This is a genomic window from Shewanella oncorhynchi (assembly GCF_012584455.1).
GTDB classification, from domain to species: Bacteria; Pseudomonadota; Gammaproteobacteria; order Enterobacterales; family Shewanellaceae; genus Shewanella; species Shewanella oncorhynchi.
On the sequence record NZ_JABAEB010000004.1, the window covers coordinates 151,110 to 168,706 of the forward strand.

Here is a 17,597-nt window from a genome sequence, read left to right on the forward strand (position 1 = left end):
TGTTTTATGAAACATGCTCCAGTACCACAAACCACACTTGGGATTTCCGGACGAATTGCCGCTGCCTTTCAAAATAGCGCCATCACGCCGCTATTAGCACTTCTCGGGCTCTTACTTGGCTTATTCGCCATTTTGGTGACACCAAAAGAAGAAGAGCCACAAATTGATGTCACCTTTGCCGATGTGTTTATCCCTTTTCCCGGCGCGACACCCACGGAAGTTGAAAACTTAGTCACCCTGCCAGCGGAACAAGTGATCTCCGAAATCAAAGGCATAGATACTCTGTACTCGTTCTCCCAACCCGATGGCGCGCTGATCATCGTCATCTTTAAGGTCGGTGTTGCGCGCAATGATGCCATCGTCAGCCTATACAACCAGATTTATTCCAACATGGATAAATTACCAAGGGGCGCTGGCGTGGGTGAACCGCTAATTAAACCCCGCGGCATCGATGATGTGCCCATTGTCAGTTTGACCTTATGGTCAAAGGACAGGCAAGTGTCTGCTGAGCAGCTAACCCATGTCGCCCTTGGATTAGAAACCGAAATTAAGCGTATTCCCGGCACTCGCGAAATCGATACCGTTGGCCAGCACGATATGGTGGCCAACATACGTATCGATCCCGCCAAGATGAACAGCTTTAATCTGACCTACGACAAGTTAAGACAAAGCCTGAATGACAATAATATGGTCTCTATGCCTGCATCCTTAGTGCAAGGCAATCAAGAGATTAAAGTTCAGGCTGGGCAGTTTTTACAATCCATCGACGATCTCAAGCAATTAGTCGTCAGTGTCTATCAAGATAAACAAGGCAAGAATATTCCGATTTATTTGGCGGATATTGCCGAAATCAGCTTAAAAAGTGATATCCCTAAACAGAGCGTTTGGCACGCAGATAAAACCGACATTTATCCCGCAGTTACAATCGCAATTGGTAAACAAGCAGGCCAAAATGCCGTCGATATCGCCGACAGTGTGATTGAGCGGATTGCTAAAGTCGACAATGTGTTGATCCCGGCAAATGTCGAAGTCACAGTGTCACGTAACTATGGCGAAACCGCGGCGGATAAATCTAATACCCTTATTTTAAAACTGATTTTTGCCACCAGCGCCGTAGTCGTGCTGGTCTTTTTAACCATGGGCGCACGCGAATCCTTAGTCGTGGGCGTGGCCATTATTATCACGCTAGCGATCACCCTTTTCGCCTCTTGGGCGTGGGGATTTACCTTAAACCGCGTGTCCTTGTTCGCCTTGATTTTCTCCATCGGCATCTTGGTCGACGATGCCATAGTCGTTGTAGAAAACATCCACCGGCATATGGCACTCGGCAAAAAGTCTTTTAGTGAGCTTATCCCTGTGGCGGTCGATGAAGTCGGTGGCCCGACGATTCTGGCGACATTTACTGTTATCGCAGCCTTGCTGCCGATGGCTTTTGTATCGGGCTTAATGGGGCCTTACATGAGCCCGATCCCCATCAACGCCAGTATGGGCATGTTAATTTCCCTCGTTGTGGCATTTGTGGTCACTCCTTGGCTCAGTCGTAAACTGCTGAAACATAATGACCAACACGATACTGCCCAAGCCTCGCACGAAGATGAAGCTGAAACTAAGATGGTGCGCCTCTTTACTCACTTAATTGGTCCTTTCCTGCTGGGTAAAAATGCCCGTAAGGCAAGAGTGGGACTGGCTGCCGGCGTATTTGTGTTAATCGGCATCGCCGTCGCGCTCCCTGTCGGTCAGCTCGTGGTGCTTAAAATGCTGCCCTTCGATAACAAGTCCGAGTTTCAAGTAATGGTGGACATGCCAGAAGGCACTCCCGTAGAGCAAACACAAAGAGTATTGCAGGATTTGAGTCGCTACCTAACAACCGTCCCTGAGGTCGAGCATCTGCAATTGTATGCGGGCACTAACGCGCCAATGAACTTTAACGGCTTAGTGCGCCACTATTTCCTGCGTCACAGCCAAGAGCTTGGCGACATCCAAGTGAACCTAGTGGATAAGAAACACCGCAAGCGCGACAGCCACAGCATAGCGGTATCGGTGCGAGACGAACTGCAGCAAATTGGCGAGCAATATCAAGCCAATATCAAAGTGGTTGAAGTTCCACCAGGGCCGCCAGTGTGGTCGCCGCTGGTTGCAGAAGTGTATGGCCCAAGTCCCGCTATTCGCGAGCAAGCCGCATATGAGATGCAGGCGCTGTTCCATGAAACCAAAGATGTGGTCGATATCGATATTTTCTTGCCCGCCGCCCAGCAAAAATGGCAAGTGATGATCGACCGCAGTAAAGCCAGCCTGATGGCCGTGCCCTACAGCAATATTGTCGACTTGATTGCCACCTCAGTTGGCGGCAAAGATGTGAGCTATTTACATCAAGCCCAGCAAAAACAACCGATACCGATCCGCCTGCAATTAAACGAAGGCGCGAAAGTCGATTTAGAGCAAGTGCTGAATATGAAGTTACTGAGCCAAACGGGGCAATCTGTGCCTGTCTCTGAGCTGGTGACCATCAAACGCGGCAAAATCGATGCACCAATTATCCATAAGAATATGATCCCTATGATCATGGTCGTCGCCGATATGTCGGGACCACTGGACAGCCCGCTCTACGGTATGTTCGATATGGCGGGCAAAATTGATGGCACCGATGGCTTAGGGTTTGATCAGCATTATATTCACCAACCCACAGGGTTAGACTCAGTCGCCGTGCTCTGGGATGGCGAATGGAAGATCACCTACGAAACCTTTAGAGACATGGGTATCGCCTATGCGGTCGGTATGATTGCGATTTATTTATTGGTGGTCGCGCAGTTTAGATCGTATCTGGTGCCGCTTATCATCATGGCGCCAATTCCACTGACTGTGATTGGCGTAATGCCTGGACATGCCCTGCTCGGTGCCCAATTCACGGCAACGTCCATGATAGGCATGATAGCGCTGGCGGGGATTATTGTGCGTAACTCGATATTATTGGTCGATTTTATTAATCAAGAAACCGCATCCGGCGTACCCTTTGAGCGGGCAGTGATCCACTCGGGTGCGGTGCGGGCCAAACCCATTATGCTCACCGCATTAGCGGCCATGATAGGGGCGCTGTTTATCCTTGATGATCCGATTTTCAATGGCTTAGCGATCAGTCTGATCTTTGGTATTTTTATCTCGACCATACTGACCTTAGTTGTCATCCCAGTGCTGTACTACGCAGCAATGAAAAACCGCATGAATACTGTTCAAATACAGACACAAACACAAAACTAACCACAACAAAGGCCATCACCAAGATGGCCTCAAGGAGTAAGGTATGTCATTAGAACGCAGCATTATGGCTTTTGCCGGATTTATGGTGTTACTGTCACTGGTGTTAACCGCCTATGTGCACCACAACTTTCTGTGGTTAACCGCATTTGTTGGCGCGAACCTGTTCCAGAGTGCTTTTACCGGCTTTTGCCCTGCAGCAATGGTTTTACGCAAATTGGGTGTAAAATCAGAGGCTGAAATTGCCAAGCAAAGCTAAGCCACACAAAGTCACTACTTAATAGTTAAGAGTTAAGAGTTAAGAGTTAAGATTTAGGTGAGTAAGTACCCGCTTGGCTAAAACAAGCTTGCCCAAAAGATCGTCAAGGAGAGATAAAGTGACCCACAACCTCGTAACCAGTGGCCAAAGTCTAATGCGCTTAGCCCTATTAAGCTTGCAATCACTGGTACTCATGCCTCTGCTGCTAATGCCCATGATAGCCAGCGCCGCCGACCAAGATCCTGCAATCGCATGGGATAAAATTGCCGCAGGCGCTATGGTGCTCGATGTTAGAACGCCTGAAGAATTTACCGAAGGTCATTTAGCGAATGCGGTCAATATTCCCTTTGAGCAAGTGACAGAGGAGTTTGCTAAGCGTGGCATCGCCAAAGATGCTCCCGTCGTCTTGTATTGCCGTAGCGGTCGTCGTAGCAGTATTGCGACCGAAGCCTTAGTCGCTGCCGGATACACCCAAACCTATAATGGTGGCGGTTACTCCACCTTAGTTGAGGCGCAAAAAACACCCGCTAAGTAATTTACTACCATCGAATTGGCTCTAGTGTGGGGAAGTAAGGATAAATCACTTAAATACTGTCACCTAACTCTAGTCATTCAAGGTTTAACGGCTAAAAGCGCCCTAGGGCGCTTTTTTATTGTCTAAATAGAATATCGAAATTAAGCAGAGGTAAATAAGTAAGCACCTACCTACAATCATTTTTGAAGAGACACATAATCCATCCTAAAAATGAGTGGCAGATTTAAAAACACAAAAAGATGTCGTTAACCTGCAGTTGGCACAAAAATAAATCACCTTAAGGTTGCAGCACTGGCGTATTGACACCGCTGCAACCTATTGTAAGCAGGGGAAGTGAACCTCAACGCTCTACATTCTTGCAAAAGGATGAGAGAAAAGACGCATTAGCCCCCCGAAGTATTACCGGGCTCTTGAACTTCAAACGGGTCTTTAACAAGATCTTGATGAGGTTTAACGGCCTTGGTACCAGGCAATAGTTCAAAACTAGGAGTAAATCTAACCAAAGAACTCCGCAGCAAATCAAACGGCTTGCGGTCACCTTCAAGCTTAGCTTTACCTTCCTTAATCAACTGGTCAAATGTTGCTTTCCCCCCCATAACGGTTTCTAGGTCTACACGGTTGACTCTAATAGTCAGATCCGGATTCTTAGCCAACTGTCCCTTGATGTTCGTCAGTGTTGAATTGCTTAGCTCAACGATAAACATCTCACCATTATCAGGCGTGATCAGATTAATGACAGCCTTGACTCCCTCCACTTTGGTGCTATCCATGCTGATACCCATAAAATTCAACCAAAGCTCGGTGGTCATACCGCGAATGGTATCCGGACCGCTAGATTTGGGTGGTACACCACTTGGCAGACCATGGCGCAGTTCATAGGCTGCAGCCAGGAAGCTGTTACGCACGCTCGGGCTTTCCTTCTGATAGCCTATCTGCTCATAGACATCTGCCAACAAGTCTTTGGCAGAAACATTCTCAGGTTCGGCATAGACTAATTTATTGAGGATCTCAACAGCTTCGAAATACTTGCCCTGATCCTGCAGTTGCTTACCCTTAGTCATTATCTTCTTAGCGCCACCCATCATCTCGACATAAAGCGGTGCTGATTCTCTGGGTGAAAGCGGCATCAGAGTCGCCGGGTTTGCATCCCAGTAACCAAGGTATCTGTTCATCACAGCACGGCTGTTATGCTCGATAGAACCGTGGTAGCTATGGGCCGCCCACTGTTCTTGCAGGCTCTTAGGTTGTTTATAGACGTTGTGGATTTCGTTTATCGTCACACCTTTGTTCGCATGGTGCAGTACGTTGTTGTTAAGGTGACCATAAGCATCACGCTGGGTGCGCATTATTTCCTGTATGCGTCCGTTACCCCAACGTGGCCAACTATGTGCAGCGAACATGTATTCGGCCTCAATACCGTAACGATACAGTGCCACATTGATGTGCTTGGACCAAGCCAGTGCATCACGCACTAATGCGCCACGCAGGGTGTAAATATTGTGTATGGTACCGGTGATGTTCTCTGCAGCCCAAAACGCTTTTAGCTGCGGGAACCAAGTATTCATTTCAGCAGGCGCTTCGGTGCCAGGAGTACTTTGGAACTCCATAATGACCCCATCGACGGTCAACGTCTCGAAGTCTTTTTCTATATAGCGTGACGGTTGAATTAGACCTGTATTACCCGAAGCGGTATTTTTCCCAATTGATTGATCAACATGACCAAACGGGCTACGTGGAAGTAGCACGCCGTATTGAAAGAATGAACGGCGGATCATTGCATTGCCTGCGTAAACGTTCTCGGAAACAGCATGTTCCATAAAGCCACTCGGCGCGATCACTTGCACCTTGCCACTCTTGACATCGGCCTCGTCAATGACACCGCGTACACCACCGTAATGGTCCAGATGTGAGTGCGAATAGATCACCGCGACTACTGGCCGAGGACCGAGTTTTTCGTTGATTAACTTCAACGCTGCTGCGGCAGTTTCCTTCGCTGTCAGCGGATCAAACACGATCCAACCCGTGTCGCCCTTGATAAAACTGATGTTGGCAAGATCGAAACCACGGACCTGATAAATCTTGCCCGGAACCACCTCATAAAGGCCATAAGCCATGTTCAAGATGGCCTGGCGTTGCAACGAAGGGTGGATGCTATCAAAATCCTTGCCCTGCAGTAGGTATTCGTAACTACCCATATCCCAAGCCACGTTGCCAGCCTCGGCCATAATTTGCTTATAGGATGGCGCGACAATGAAGCCCTTCTTGGCCTCCTCGAAATCACGCTTATCTTCAAAATGCAGGCTCTTGCGCAGGCCATTCTGCAGTTCGACCGTAAACGTCGACGGCATTTTACCTTTGGGATCGAAATGCTTACCTTCCATGGCACCAGGGTCTACCAGCACGCCACCGCCACCTGCTGCTAAAGTGTCACCGCAGATCAAGAGTGTTCCGACCAAAAACAGGCTAAACACATTTTTATGTCGCATATGATTTCCTTTCAAGTTTGAAGAGTAAAATAGCAAACAGACATTTTGTAAAGTACTCATACGCGTTTATCCCATGAGACCAACGCAGTCTTTAAGGCCAGTAAAAATGCGTATTTTTAACTACATATTAGTTATCAGCTTCCTAAAATATAACATTCGACAAAACGCGCATGTGCGGGTTCCAAACCTATTGTTTCAAGCTGTAAAACATAAGTTATTTGTCAGAAATGTTAATCGAATGTAAGGATGGCACAGGTGCACAAGTATTTTTATTTTTTCCTTTGAAACTTGATCAAAGTCACTAATTTAGCGCAAATAAACAGTATAAAAAAATCGGATATCATGAATATAAAAACCCCGTTTCTACACCTAATTCAAGAATAAATGTGTATGCAGGATTAGAGATTAGAACTGAAAAAACTACCTGCATTGGATCAAAAAAATTATTAACGTTCACCACGAGTATCATCCTGAAACGATGGAAACTGAAGTGGCCATACAATACTTAACCTTCCTTATCCATAAATAAAATATGGCTCTCAATACGCAAAAAGTTGTGCTCAACACATTAATCTATTTGTTACGGAATCATCTGTATCATAAGTTTGGAAATTTAATTTTTTTGCTATGCCACTAAGCAGTGATATTTATCCACCGTTTTATCACTTTCAGAAGTCTTATAACGATTAAATGAACTTATTAGCCATAACAAACAAATAATAGAGCAGTGCTATAGCGGAAGATTGTGGATCTCAAAATACCTAAGATTACCTATGCAAAATATTGATATTCAAAAATACTTAATAACACGGTACATAAAGCCCAAATAGCTAAACGTGTTACCAACGTACTTTAAAGTACAACGTTGCAATCCAGTTATTTCAAACTGACCGAGATATTAGCCGTCGTCAATCAATTGGCAACTGCCACCCTATTGACAGCCTTTTGCAACAATTTCGCATAATCAATCACTTGATGAAATATCATCATTATGATGAAAACTTAAAGTTTGTTTTTGTTATTTTTAATTACAAAAAAATATATATATAAATTTCAATACATTGATAACGGTAAAATCAATCAAAAACCCGTATATGGAGTCGTAAATTCGTATTCACTTATTCACGTTTATCACATAAAAAAACAAATATTTTAATAAAATTTGGTTACAATTCGTTACAACTTGAATTTATATGCACTATAAATGCCTATTAAATCTAATCACTTACCAACCGCCATACCGTTAACAATTGATTTACAAATACTGTGGTCGCAGATAAATTCACTAACCGAGTAGCATCTGAGTCGTAGTTATTCTTATGAAACATAAAATAATAATGATTAACACTAAATTGACCATGGAAGAAGAACATGACAATCAACAGAACCACTAAAATAGCGTTAAGCCTTTCAAGCTTAGCTATTGCGATCTCAGCCGGTGTACAAGCAGCACCACAAGCCCCAGGTTTTGCCGCAGCATTACAAGCACAAACCTCCCCACTGCCAAAGCGTTACATTGTGAAGTTTAAAAACACTGATGCCGCGGCCATCATGTCAGCCAATAGTGTGCAATCAACGAGTGATCTGCAGTCACTCAATGACGCGACAACAGATACTCTACCAACCACAATGAATTATCAGCCACAAATGGCTGAAATCAGTGCCCAACATACCGCATTAAATAAAGTACAAGCGAAGGAAATGAAGCGTATCGGCCGCAGTAACAGTTACTCGGTGAAACTCGATGCCAAAGGGATCAATGCCTTAAAAACCCGTGCTGATGTGGAATATGTCGAAGAAGATATGCCACGCCGCTTTCTAAGTGAAAGTACGCCTTGGGGCCAAACTTTTGTAGGAGCAACCCAGCTAAGCGACAGCCAAGCTGGCAACCGCACTATTTGTATTATCGACTCAGGCTACGACCGTAGTCACAGTGACTTAGGTGGCAACAATGTCACAGGAACCAATAACTCAGGCACGGGTAACTGGTTTGAGCCGGGCAATAATAACGCCCACGGTACCCACGTTGCGGGGACGATTGCGGCGATTGCTAACAATGATGGCGTGATCGGCGTTATGCCAAATCAAAATGCCAATATTCATGTGATCAAAGTGTTTAATGAATCTGGCTGGGGCTACTCTTCATCCTTAGTCGCTGCCGTAGACACTTGTGTCACCAACGGCGCCAATGTTGTCACTATGAGTTTAGGTGGTTCAGGTTCTAGTACCACTGAGCGTAACGCTCTGGCTGCCCACTATAATAATGGTGTTCTCCTGATTGCTGCTGCGGGTAACGATGGGAATAGCACTCACAGCTACCCAGCATCCTACGATGGCGTCATGTCCGTCGCCTCTGTGGATAGCCATAAAGACCACTCAGCATTCTCCCAATACACTAACCAAGTGGAAATATCAGGCCCTGGTGAAGCCGTTCTATCGACTGTTACCCGTGGCGAAGGCCGTTTAGCCGATATCACTATCGGCAGTCAGTCTTACTTTGACTCAGGTGTCGTGCCACACAATCGCCTGATATCCTCTGGTGGCAGCTATGTCCCCGCACCATTTAACGGTACCAGCACTGCAACTTTGGCAGAATGTACCGTTAGCGGCACAAGCTTCAACTGCGGCAACATGACCAATAAGATTTGTTTAGTGGAACGTGTTGGTAATCAAGGCACTAGTTACCCTGAAATTAACGCAGCTAAAGCCTGTAAGAATGCGGGTGCCAGTGCGACGATTGTTTACAGTAACGCGGCATTACCCGGCTTACAAAACCCCTTCCTTGTCGATGCTAACAACGAAATCAATATGGTTTCTGTATCTGTTGATCGTGCAACAGGCTTAGCATTGCGCAATCAACTGGGCGCCACAGTCACTGTCAGCAACCAAGGCAATAAAGATTACGAGTACTACAACGGTACATCAATGGCGACACCGCATGTGTCAGGTGTTGCGACCTTAGTGTGGAGCTACCACCCAGAATGTAGTGCGGCGCAAGTCCGTAACGCATTGAAAATGACCGCCGAAGATCTTGGTACTGCGGGTCGTGACAACTACTATGGCTATGGTTTAGTTAATGCAGTTGCAGCAAAAGCCTTCCTAGATGCATCTTGTACTGGTCCAACGGGTCCTGTCGATCCAACCGAACCGGGCGATAGTGTTCTGGTGAACGGTGTGGCGAAAACAGGTTTAGCAGGCGCAACAGGTGAAGAATTACATTTTTCATTTGAGGTTCCAGCAGGTGCAACTAACCTAGGCTTTGTGATGAACGGTGGCACAGGTGATGCGGACTTGTATGTGCAATATGGCGCGGCGCCAACCACCACTAATTACGATTGCCGTCCGTATAAAAGTGGCAATAGTGAGTCTTGTCCAATCACCAACGTACAATCAGGCACTTACTATGCCATGGTGAAAGGCGATTCGGCTTTCACTGGTGTGTCGTTAACGGCGAGCTACACAGCGTCTAATGGCGGCGGTACACCAACGAGCTATAGCAATACTGATAACTATAATATTCCTGATAACAAAGCGGCGGGGATCACTAGCCCAATCACGGTTACTCGCACAGGTGATTCAGGTACTGTGACTGCAGTCGTGAATATAGTCCACCCTTACATTGGTGACTTAAAAGTGCAGCTGATCAGCCCTTCAGGAAAAACGGTTACCCTGCATAACAACACAGGTCTTGGTGCAGACAATATCAACAAGAGCTATACCGCAGATATGACAGGTGCGAATTCGAACGGCGTATGGAAGTTAAAAGCCGTAGACAGTGGCCGTGGTGATGCTGGTTATATCGATAGCTGGGAACTGAGCTTCAAATAAATAAAAATCGATACTCTTACTGATACTTAAAAGTGATAAACGGAAAGAGCCTGCAATTGCAGGCTCTTTTTTTACAAAACATGTTATTCAATATCTTTGAGAATTTCAGGCTCAATCAACACGCTGGTTTCATTATCCGATAACCAAATTTGGCCTTCACTAATCGAAACTTGCAATGCCATATTACGCCCAACAAAGGCTTCCATCGCCGTGACGGACTCTTCGGCAATATTCCACACTTTTAAATTCTGATAACGCTCTAACGCCTGCTGATTCTGTTTCCACCAAATCGGTACACTGCGGCCACCATAGGTAAAGAGCTGCACGACTTTGGCACGGCCGCTGGCCTTTCGCAGCCATTTTTCATCGGCCTGACCAAACTCAACCCACAACTCAATTTCACCGGATAGGGTTTTGTCCCATAGCTCTGGCTCGTCATCGACGCACAGACCTTTACTAAAACTTAAGGTTTCGCTGGCATTCACAATAAACGCGAGTAAACGCACCATCATGCGGCCATCGGTTTCGGAAGGATGCTGTGCAAGCGTCAATTGATGGTCTTGGTAATAATTCCGATCCATATCGGCTATCTGTAAATTGACTTTAAACACGGTCGCCTTGAGGGCCATAGTCATCCTAAATGCAGAGTGAAATCCTGAAACAGCGAAATCCTAAAATAAGGCTGCCGAGTCTACCTGAGACTCGGCATTAGCTCAAACGAACAATAGAATACGCCCATGAAATCGAACATAAAGTGCAATCGAATAGAAGGTTAAATCGAACCCAAGGCTGAATCGGTAAGAAATTAAATCGCACCGGGTCGCAGATGTTTAGCCATGGGGAAATGGGCTTTCAACAAGCTGATTTTTTGCGTATCCGCTACCAGTAACATGCGCGTACCCAGCTCATACTGTTGACTCAATTCACTGAAAGCGGGTAAAAAACCACGATCTGCGTCGCGGCGAACAAGTTCAGCGAGTTCGACGCTCAAATCCCCTTGGCTGTATATCCAATCGAGGCGCTGTAATAATGGCATGGCGGCGAGCGGCAGTAAGTCCACAGATGTTGCATCATCCAACAAAAGGATTTCACCGCGGCTGACTAAGTTATTAAACGCATTATGGTAATGCTCGGTGGTACGACTATCGAAACGGTCGCCATTGGTATCGAAAAAACGCTCCCAAAATAAGCGGCGTTTCGAGGTTGAATCGAGTTTATCTTGTACTTCGACGCGTCTATCAGCGACAAAATCGAATAACGGTTTGAGTGACTGCGGTAGGCTAGATTCTAAACGCGAGCGAATCGTGCGTGCAAATACTGGTGCTGCTCCCGCAGTGCTGATCGCGACCACTAAACGACCTCTATCCACAATAGAAGGAGTGATAAAGCGGCAAAAGGCGGGATTATCAACAGCATTAACCCAGATACCACGCGCAGTAGCTAAGGTCGCTAACTCGGCATTAAGACTGTCGTTTGCCGTAGCTAAATACACCAAATCATAATTTTGAATGTCGGCATGGACGACTTCACGCTGGGATAACAAAATGCGGCCAGCATCTGCATAACGTTGCACCTCAGGGTTCACCTCTGGCGCTACCACGTGGATATTAGCTTCAGTACGTGTCAGCAGTGCTAACTTACGGCTCGCCACATCGCCCGCGCCCACCAGTAGAACATTCAAATTAACCGTATCGACAAACAAGGGAAAATATTGCATTAGATGAGATCCTGAACGCTTAGTCCTGCACGACTGGCAGTTGACGCTGTACCCAGCCCTTATAGCCACCAATCATAGAGGCAACGTGGGTGTAACCCATAAGTTGCAGATTATGGGCAGCCAAGGCGGAGCGCGCACCACCCGCGCAGTAGAGTAATATAGGTGTATTTTTATCGGGGAAACGCGCTTCGATATCACGCTCTAAAATACCCCGGCTTAAATGTTTCGCTCGGGGTAAATGATCTTGCAGCCACTCACGATCCTCACGCACATCAACAAGGTGCCAGCGGTCATCGGCCTGATAAGCTTCGATTGTCACTTCGGTGATATTAGGCAGAATAGCGTCAACAAGGGCGGAAAACGCATTGGGATGCTGCATCACTAACTCCTAGATAAGATATTGAATGACATGATGAATGTCAGCTTATCAGCAAAGTGTAATCTTCTCATCCTGCAGACGCAATCTTTCAGCCTCACCGCAAAGCTGAAAAAGTTGCCAGTGAAAGGCTAGTTGTGGCTTTCGCTGCGCTCTGAGCTACATTGCCAGCAAAGCTCAAAACTGCCTTCATTAGTCTCATGGCATTGCACACACTGCCATTGCGGACTTTCAACATCCAACGCATTCAATTGAACTTGTGCCGACGCGTATTGGGACTCACCTACCCATAACTCGACGTTTTGCATCCCAGTAGGGAGTTCACCAATGCCGCCTAATAACGCTTCACCTCTGAGTTCAACATGAATGCCACAGGCCTCCAATAAACCTTTCCATGTGTGGGCCTGCAATAAATTACCACCAGCAACTAACACTTTACGTTCTTCCATGCGACATCCTACGGCTACAACTCTCTAGAATATGGGTTGCCGACATCCTACTGCTAAATAGCCGAGACTGTCGAGCGCTGATTTTTACATCAGTTGTTAAATAAATTAACATTCACCTTTTACAGCATAACTGACTATAACTTTGTGAGTTTGCTAGCAGAATGTCAGATATGCCTCAAAATTGATGCAAAAAAAAGCCACCTCATAGGTGGCTTTTTAACTCGAAATTAACCTTTAAGGCATCATAGGAGGTTGGTCTGCGCCTTCTTTCTCAATCTCAACTGGCATCATGTGTTCACGATTTATACCCAGTTTAACGGCCAAGAAGCTCGCCACATAGATAGAGGAATAAGTACCCACAAAAATCCCCAACAGCAATGCAGTCGCAAAGCCATGGATCATAGTGCCGCCCTTAAGGAACAAGGCCACAACAGTCACCAAAGTCGTGCCCGTTGTAATAATGGTACGGCTCATCGTTTGAGTGATTGAAATGTTAACTATTTCTTCAGGATCGCTCTTACGCATCTTAAGGAAGTTCTCACGGATACGGTCAAATACCACAATAGTATCGTTAAGTGAGTAACCCACCACAGTCAACAAGCCCGCCAATACGGTCAAGTCAAATTCCAATTGGAATAACGAAAACACCCCTAAGGTCACGATGACATCGTGCGCCAGTGCTGCTACAGAACCAAACGCTAAGCGCCATTCGAAACGAAACGACACATAGATCATGATACAAATCAGCGCAACTAATACCGCCAATGCACCTTGCTCTGCCAGTTCTTTACCCACTTGTGGGCCAACAAACTCAACACGCTTCTGCTGCACTTGTGGGTCAACTTTCTGCGCGGCTTCCATGACAGACTTAACCTGCACATCGCTCTTAACGCCTTCTTTCACCTGTAAACGTACAAGTACGTCACGGCTAGAACCGAAGTTTTGCACGATCGCACCTTCGGAATCTGGCGTCGTCAGTTGCACACGCAGCGCATTCAAATCAACCGGCTGAGTAAACTCCATTTCAACAACAGTACCGCCAGTGAAATCAAGACCCCAGTTAACGCCATTAGTTGCGAGCGATACCAGCGAGCCCAGCACTAACACTGCCGACATAATGCTAATAGGCAGTGCATGGCGGAGGAAGTTTACTGTATGTTTTAAGGATAAAACTTCAATCATTGTCACTTCCCCTTAGATAGACAGAGTCTTCACGCGCTTACCACCCCAAATCGCGTTAACGATTGAGCGAGTACCCACGATGGCGGTAAACATAGAAGTCGCAATACCTATCATTAAGGTCACAGCGAAGCCTTTAATCGCACCAGTACCTACGGCAAACAAAATGAGCGCAGTGATGAAGGTGGTGATGTTCGCATCGGCGATAGTTGAGAAAGCATTACCATAACCTTCATGGATTGCCTGCTGTACGCTACGTCCTGCACGAAGCTCTTCACGAATACGCTCATAAATCAGCACGTTGCCGTCAACCGCCATACCGACCGTCAACACCATACCGGCAATACCGGGTAGGGTTAACACAGCGCCAGGGATCATAGACATAACGCCCACGACCATGACTAAGTTTGCGGTTAAAGCCAGGTTAGCAATAAGCCCAAAGCTACGGTAGTAAACCAACATAAAGAGTAAGACAACTGCCATACCCCATACCATAGCTTGCACACCGCTTTGAATGTTTTCAGCACCTAAGCTTGGACCAATGGTACGTTCTTCAACAATTGATACAGGAGCAATCAAGGCACCCGCACGCAGTAATAGCGCAAGGTTTTGTGCTTCACCATGACTTAAGCCAGTGATCACAAAGTTACGGCCTAAACGGGCTTGAATAGTAGCAACCGAAATTACTTCTTCAATTTTCAGCATCTTAACGCTGCCATCGGCATTGCGTTCACCACTGTCTTTATACTCGATGAACAAAGTCGCCATAGGCTTGCCTATGTTGTCTTTGGTCACGTCAGAGAAAATGGTACCGCCTTTAGCGTCGAGGTTGATACTGACCTGAGGACGACTGTACTGGTCAAAGCTAGGTTGTGCGCCAGTGATATGATCACCCGTCAACATCACTTCTTTCTTCAATATCACAGAGCCACCTTCGCGGCGCTGATACACTTCAGAACCCGCAGGTACACGACCTGATTGCGCAGCATTCGGATCGGCTTTGTCATCCACCATGTGGAATTCAATTGATGCGGTTGCACCTAAGATTTCCTTAGCGCGAGCCGTATCTTGCACACCTGGCAGCTCAACGATAATGCGCTCGGCGCCCTGACGTTGTACTACAGGTTCAGCCACACCTAACTCATTAACACGGTTACGAATTGTGGTAATGTTTTGTTGCAGTGCTTCTTCTTTAATCTGCTTTAGATAAGCTTCACTCATCACAGCTTGCAGCGCGAAATCTTCGCCACGGCTAGCGTCGGTGAACACCATATCTTGATTGCGAGTTTTAAGAAAACGCTCGGCAGTCGCTAAGTTTTCAGCATCACGGAACTTGATTTCAATTCCAGTGGCATTAACACGAATACCTGCATAACGGATGGTTTCTTCACGTAATTGTGAACGGAAATCAGCAACTTTAGCTTCTTCCATCTTACGAATCGCTTCGCCCATGTCCACTTCCATGAGGAAATGCACACCACCGCGAAGGTCAAGACCGAGCTTCATTGGGCTGCCGCCCATGGACTCGAGCCACTTAGGCGTCGCAGGCGCTAAGTTAAGTGCCACAGTAAACTTGTCACCTAAACTGTCAGCAATGATTTCTTTCGCCAGTAGCTGTTGATCCGCATTTTGCAAACGGACCAACAACTGACCTTTTTCAAGCTCAGAGCGCTTTACCGCAATGCTCTTACTGGCTAACAGCTCGTTCACACTGGCTTGGGTAGATGCTGTTACTTCAGCACCTCGAGTCGCCACCACTTGCACCGCGTGATCTTCACCAAAAAGGTTAGGTACGGCATAGAAACAACCTATGGCGATGACGAGCATCACCATAATGTTTTTCCACATTGGGTATTTATTTAACACGCCTGAGCCCTCTTGGCTTACAACGACTGGATAGAGCCCTTAGGCAATACAGCTGCAATATAGTCTTTTTTGATCGTGATTTGTGTTGTGTCGTTCAAGCTCAGTAACACGTAATCGCTTTCGTCGCTGATTTTTGCAATCTTGCCTAAAATCCCACCACTGGTTAACACTTCATCGCCTTTGCCTAATGAAGACATTAGATTTTTGTGCTCTTTAACGCGTTTTGATTGCGGACGGAAAATCATGAAATAGAAAATCAGGCCGAAAATCGCCAGCATGAAAATCAGTTCCATCGTGCCGCCACCTTGTGGTGCGCCGGCAGCGCTTGCATATGCATTTGAAATAAACATAGTTTTTCTCTTCTTATTAGCAAAAAATCAATCGACTAACTCTGGTACTTCGCGACCTTGACTGGTATAGAAGTCCGCCACAAAGGCGTCTAATGTACCCGTCTCAATCGCACCGCGCAAACCTTCCATTAACATTTGATAGTATCTCAAGTTGTGAATGGTGTTTAAACGCGCACCCAGAATCTCATTACAACGATCTAAGTGGTAAAGATACGCCCGTGAATAATTTTTACAGGTATAACAATCACACTTAGTATCAAGTGGTGACGTGTCATCTCTATGACGCGCATTGCGTATTTTGATCACACCTTCACTCGTAAACAGATGACCGTTGCGGGCATTACGGGTTGGCATCACACAGTCAAACATGTCAACACCACGACGTACACCTTCAACTAAATCTTCTGGTTTACCGACCCCCATCAGATAGCGAGGTTTGTCTGCAGGAATTTGCGGGCAAATATGCTCAAGAATGCGATGCATATCTGCTTTAGGCTCACCGACGGCCAAACCACCGACGGCATAACCGTCGAAACCAATATCGACTAAGCCTTTTAAGCTTTCGTCGCGTAAATCTTCATACACACCGCCCTGAATAATACCGAAGAGTGAGTTAGGGTTCTCTAAACGGTCAAATTCATCACGCGAACGTCTCGCCCAACGCAAAGACATCTGCATTGACTTGCGCGCTTCATCTTCAGTTGCGGGATATGGCGTACATTCGTCAAAAATCATCACCACATCACTGCCCAATGCATCTTGAATTTGCATTGATTTTTCAGGATCTAAGAAGATTTTTTCACCATTAATGGGCGAACGGAAATGCACACCTTCTTCGGTGATCTTACGTATATCGCCAAGACTAAACACTTGGAAACCGCCCGAGTCCGTTAAAATAGGACGCTGCCAGTTCATAAAGTCATGCAAGTCACCGTGCTTACGCATGATCTCTTCGCCTGGGCGCAACCATAAATGGAAAGTGTTACCGAGCAAAATATCCGCGCCAGTGGCACGTACTTCTTCTGGTGTCATGCCTTTCACTGTGCCGTAGGTTCCTACCGGCATAAAAGCGGGGGTTTCTACTGTGCCACGATCAAAAATTAACCGACCACGGCGCGCACGCCCGTCGGTAGTGTCTAATTCAAATTTCATAATTCACCTCGCCAGATAAACAGTCTGACTACATTTTTAATGGCTAATGCCATTTTGATTAACAATAGAGATGGGGACAGCGTTAAAAGGTTCAATCTTTTAACGAAAAAAATTGCCGCACCATCTCACTTTGGGCGGCTATTTTAAA

Annotated in this window: 13 protein-coding genes; 4 read left to right on the forward strand and 9 right to left on the reverse strand. The window is 46.3% G+C overall.

Annotation, left to right across the window (positions count from 1 at the left end; genetic code table 11):
• Positions 1-6 precede the first annotated feature (6 nt).
• The 3 genes from HGO26_RS07395 to HGO26_RS07405 all read left to right on the forward strand — a co-directional run bounded on the left by HGO26_RS07395 (position 7) and on the right by HGO26_RS07405 (position 4,046).
• Positions 7-3,255 (forward strand): efflux RND transporter permease subunit, encoded by a 3,249-nt coding sequence (locus HGO26_RS07395; RefSeq protein ID WP_168824276.1) that lies wholly within the window; start codon positions 7-9, stop codon positions 3,253-3,255.
• 43 nt (positions 3,256-3,298) lie between these two features.
• Positions 3,299-3,511, forward strand: a complete 213-nt coding sequence (locus tag HGO26_RS07400; RefSeq protein WP_006082265.1) for a YgaP family membrane protein — start codon at positions 3,299-3,301, stop codon at positions 3,509-3,511.
• A gap of 118 nt (positions 3,512-3,629) precedes the next feature.
• Entirely contained in the window at positions 3,630-4,046 is a 417-nt protein-coding gene (locus HGO26_RS07405; RefSeq protein ID WP_168824278.1) for a rhodanese-like domain-containing protein, read from the forward strand.
• Between the two features lie 383 nt (positions 4,047-4,429).
• Here the strand turns inward: HGO26_RS07405 and HGO26_RS07410 are convergent, their stop codons facing one another.
• Positions 4,430-6,592: an alkyl/aryl-sulfatase gene (locus tag HGO26_RS07410; RefSeq protein WP_247651505.1), complete on the reverse strand. Its 2,163-nt coding sequence runs from the start codon at positions 6,590-6,592 to the stop codon at positions 4,430-4,432.
• A gap of 1,311 nt (positions 6,593-7,903) precedes the next feature.
• On the opposite strand from HGO26_RS07410, the gene HGO26_RS07415 reads away from it, so the two are divergent.
• The gene (locus HGO26_RS07415) at positions 7,904-10,360 is read left to right on the forward strand and encodes a S8 family serine peptidase (protein ID WP_168824280.1); all 2,457 of its coding nucleotides are present in this window, start codon (positions 7,904-7,906) and stop codon (positions 10,358-10,360) included.
• Between the two features lie 83 nt (positions 10,361-10,443).
• On the opposite strand, the gene HGO26_RS07420 is transcribed toward HGO26_RS07415, so the two are convergent.
• The 8 genes from HGO26_RS07420 to tgt all read right to left on the reverse strand — a co-directional run bounded on the left by HGO26_RS07420 (position 10,444) and on the right by tgt (position 17,449).
• Complete coding sequence (locus HGO26_RS07420; protein WP_028761068.1) at positions 10,444-10,989, reverse strand: YaeQ family protein; 546 nt, start codon at positions 10,987-10,989, stop codon at positions 10,444-10,446.
• 176 nt (positions 10,990-11,165) lie between these two features.
• Positions 11,166-12,077, reverse strand: a complete 912-nt coding sequence (locus HGO26_RS07425; protein ID WP_168824282.1) for a precorrin-2 dehydrogenase/sirohydrochlorin ferrochelatase family protein — start codon at positions 12,075-12,077, stop codon at positions 11,166-11,168.
• A 19-nt stretch (positions 12,078-12,096) separates the two neighbouring features.
• Positions 12,097-12,456 carry a rhodanese-like domain-containing protein gene (locus tag HGO26_RS07430; protein WP_113941668.1) on the reverse strand — a complete coding sequence of 120 codons (360 nt, stop codon included), beginning with the start codon at positions 12,454-12,456 and terminating at the stop codon, positions 12,097-12,099.
• 128 nt (positions 12,457-12,584) lie between these two features.
• Positions 12,585-12,902: a putative signal transducing protein gene (locus HGO26_RS07435; protein ID WP_028761071.1), complete on the reverse strand. Its 318-nt coding sequence runs from the start codon at positions 12,900-12,902 to the stop codon at positions 12,585-12,587.
• A 234-nt stretch (positions 12,903-13,136) separates the two neighbouring features.
• Complete coding sequence (secF, locus tag HGO26_RS07440) at positions 13,137-14,084, reverse strand: protein translocase subunit SecF (RefSeq protein WP_168824285.1); 948 nt, start codon at positions 14,082-14,084, stop codon at positions 13,137-13,139.
• A gap of 12 nt (positions 14,085-14,096) precedes the next feature.
• Complete coding sequence (gene secD / locus HGO26_RS07445; protein WP_168824287.1) at positions 14,097-15,947, reverse strand: protein translocase subunit SecD; 1,851 nt, start codon at positions 15,945-15,947, stop codon at positions 14,097-14,099.
• A 17-nt stretch (positions 15,948-15,964) separates the two neighbouring features.
• Positions 15,965-16,297, reverse strand: coding sequence for a preprotein translocase subunit YajC (yajC, locus tag HGO26_RS07450; protein ID WP_007649452.1), 333 nt, complete (start codon positions 16,295-16,297; stop codon positions 15,965-15,967).
• A 27-nt stretch (positions 16,298-16,324) separates the two neighbouring features.
• Positions 16,325-17,449, reverse strand: a complete 1,125-nt coding sequence (gene tgt / locus HGO26_RS07455; RefSeq protein WP_006082277.1) for a tRNA guanosine(34) transglycosylase Tgt — start codon at positions 17,447-17,449, stop codon at positions 16,325-16,327.
• Positions 17,450-17,597 lie beyond the last annotated feature (148 nt).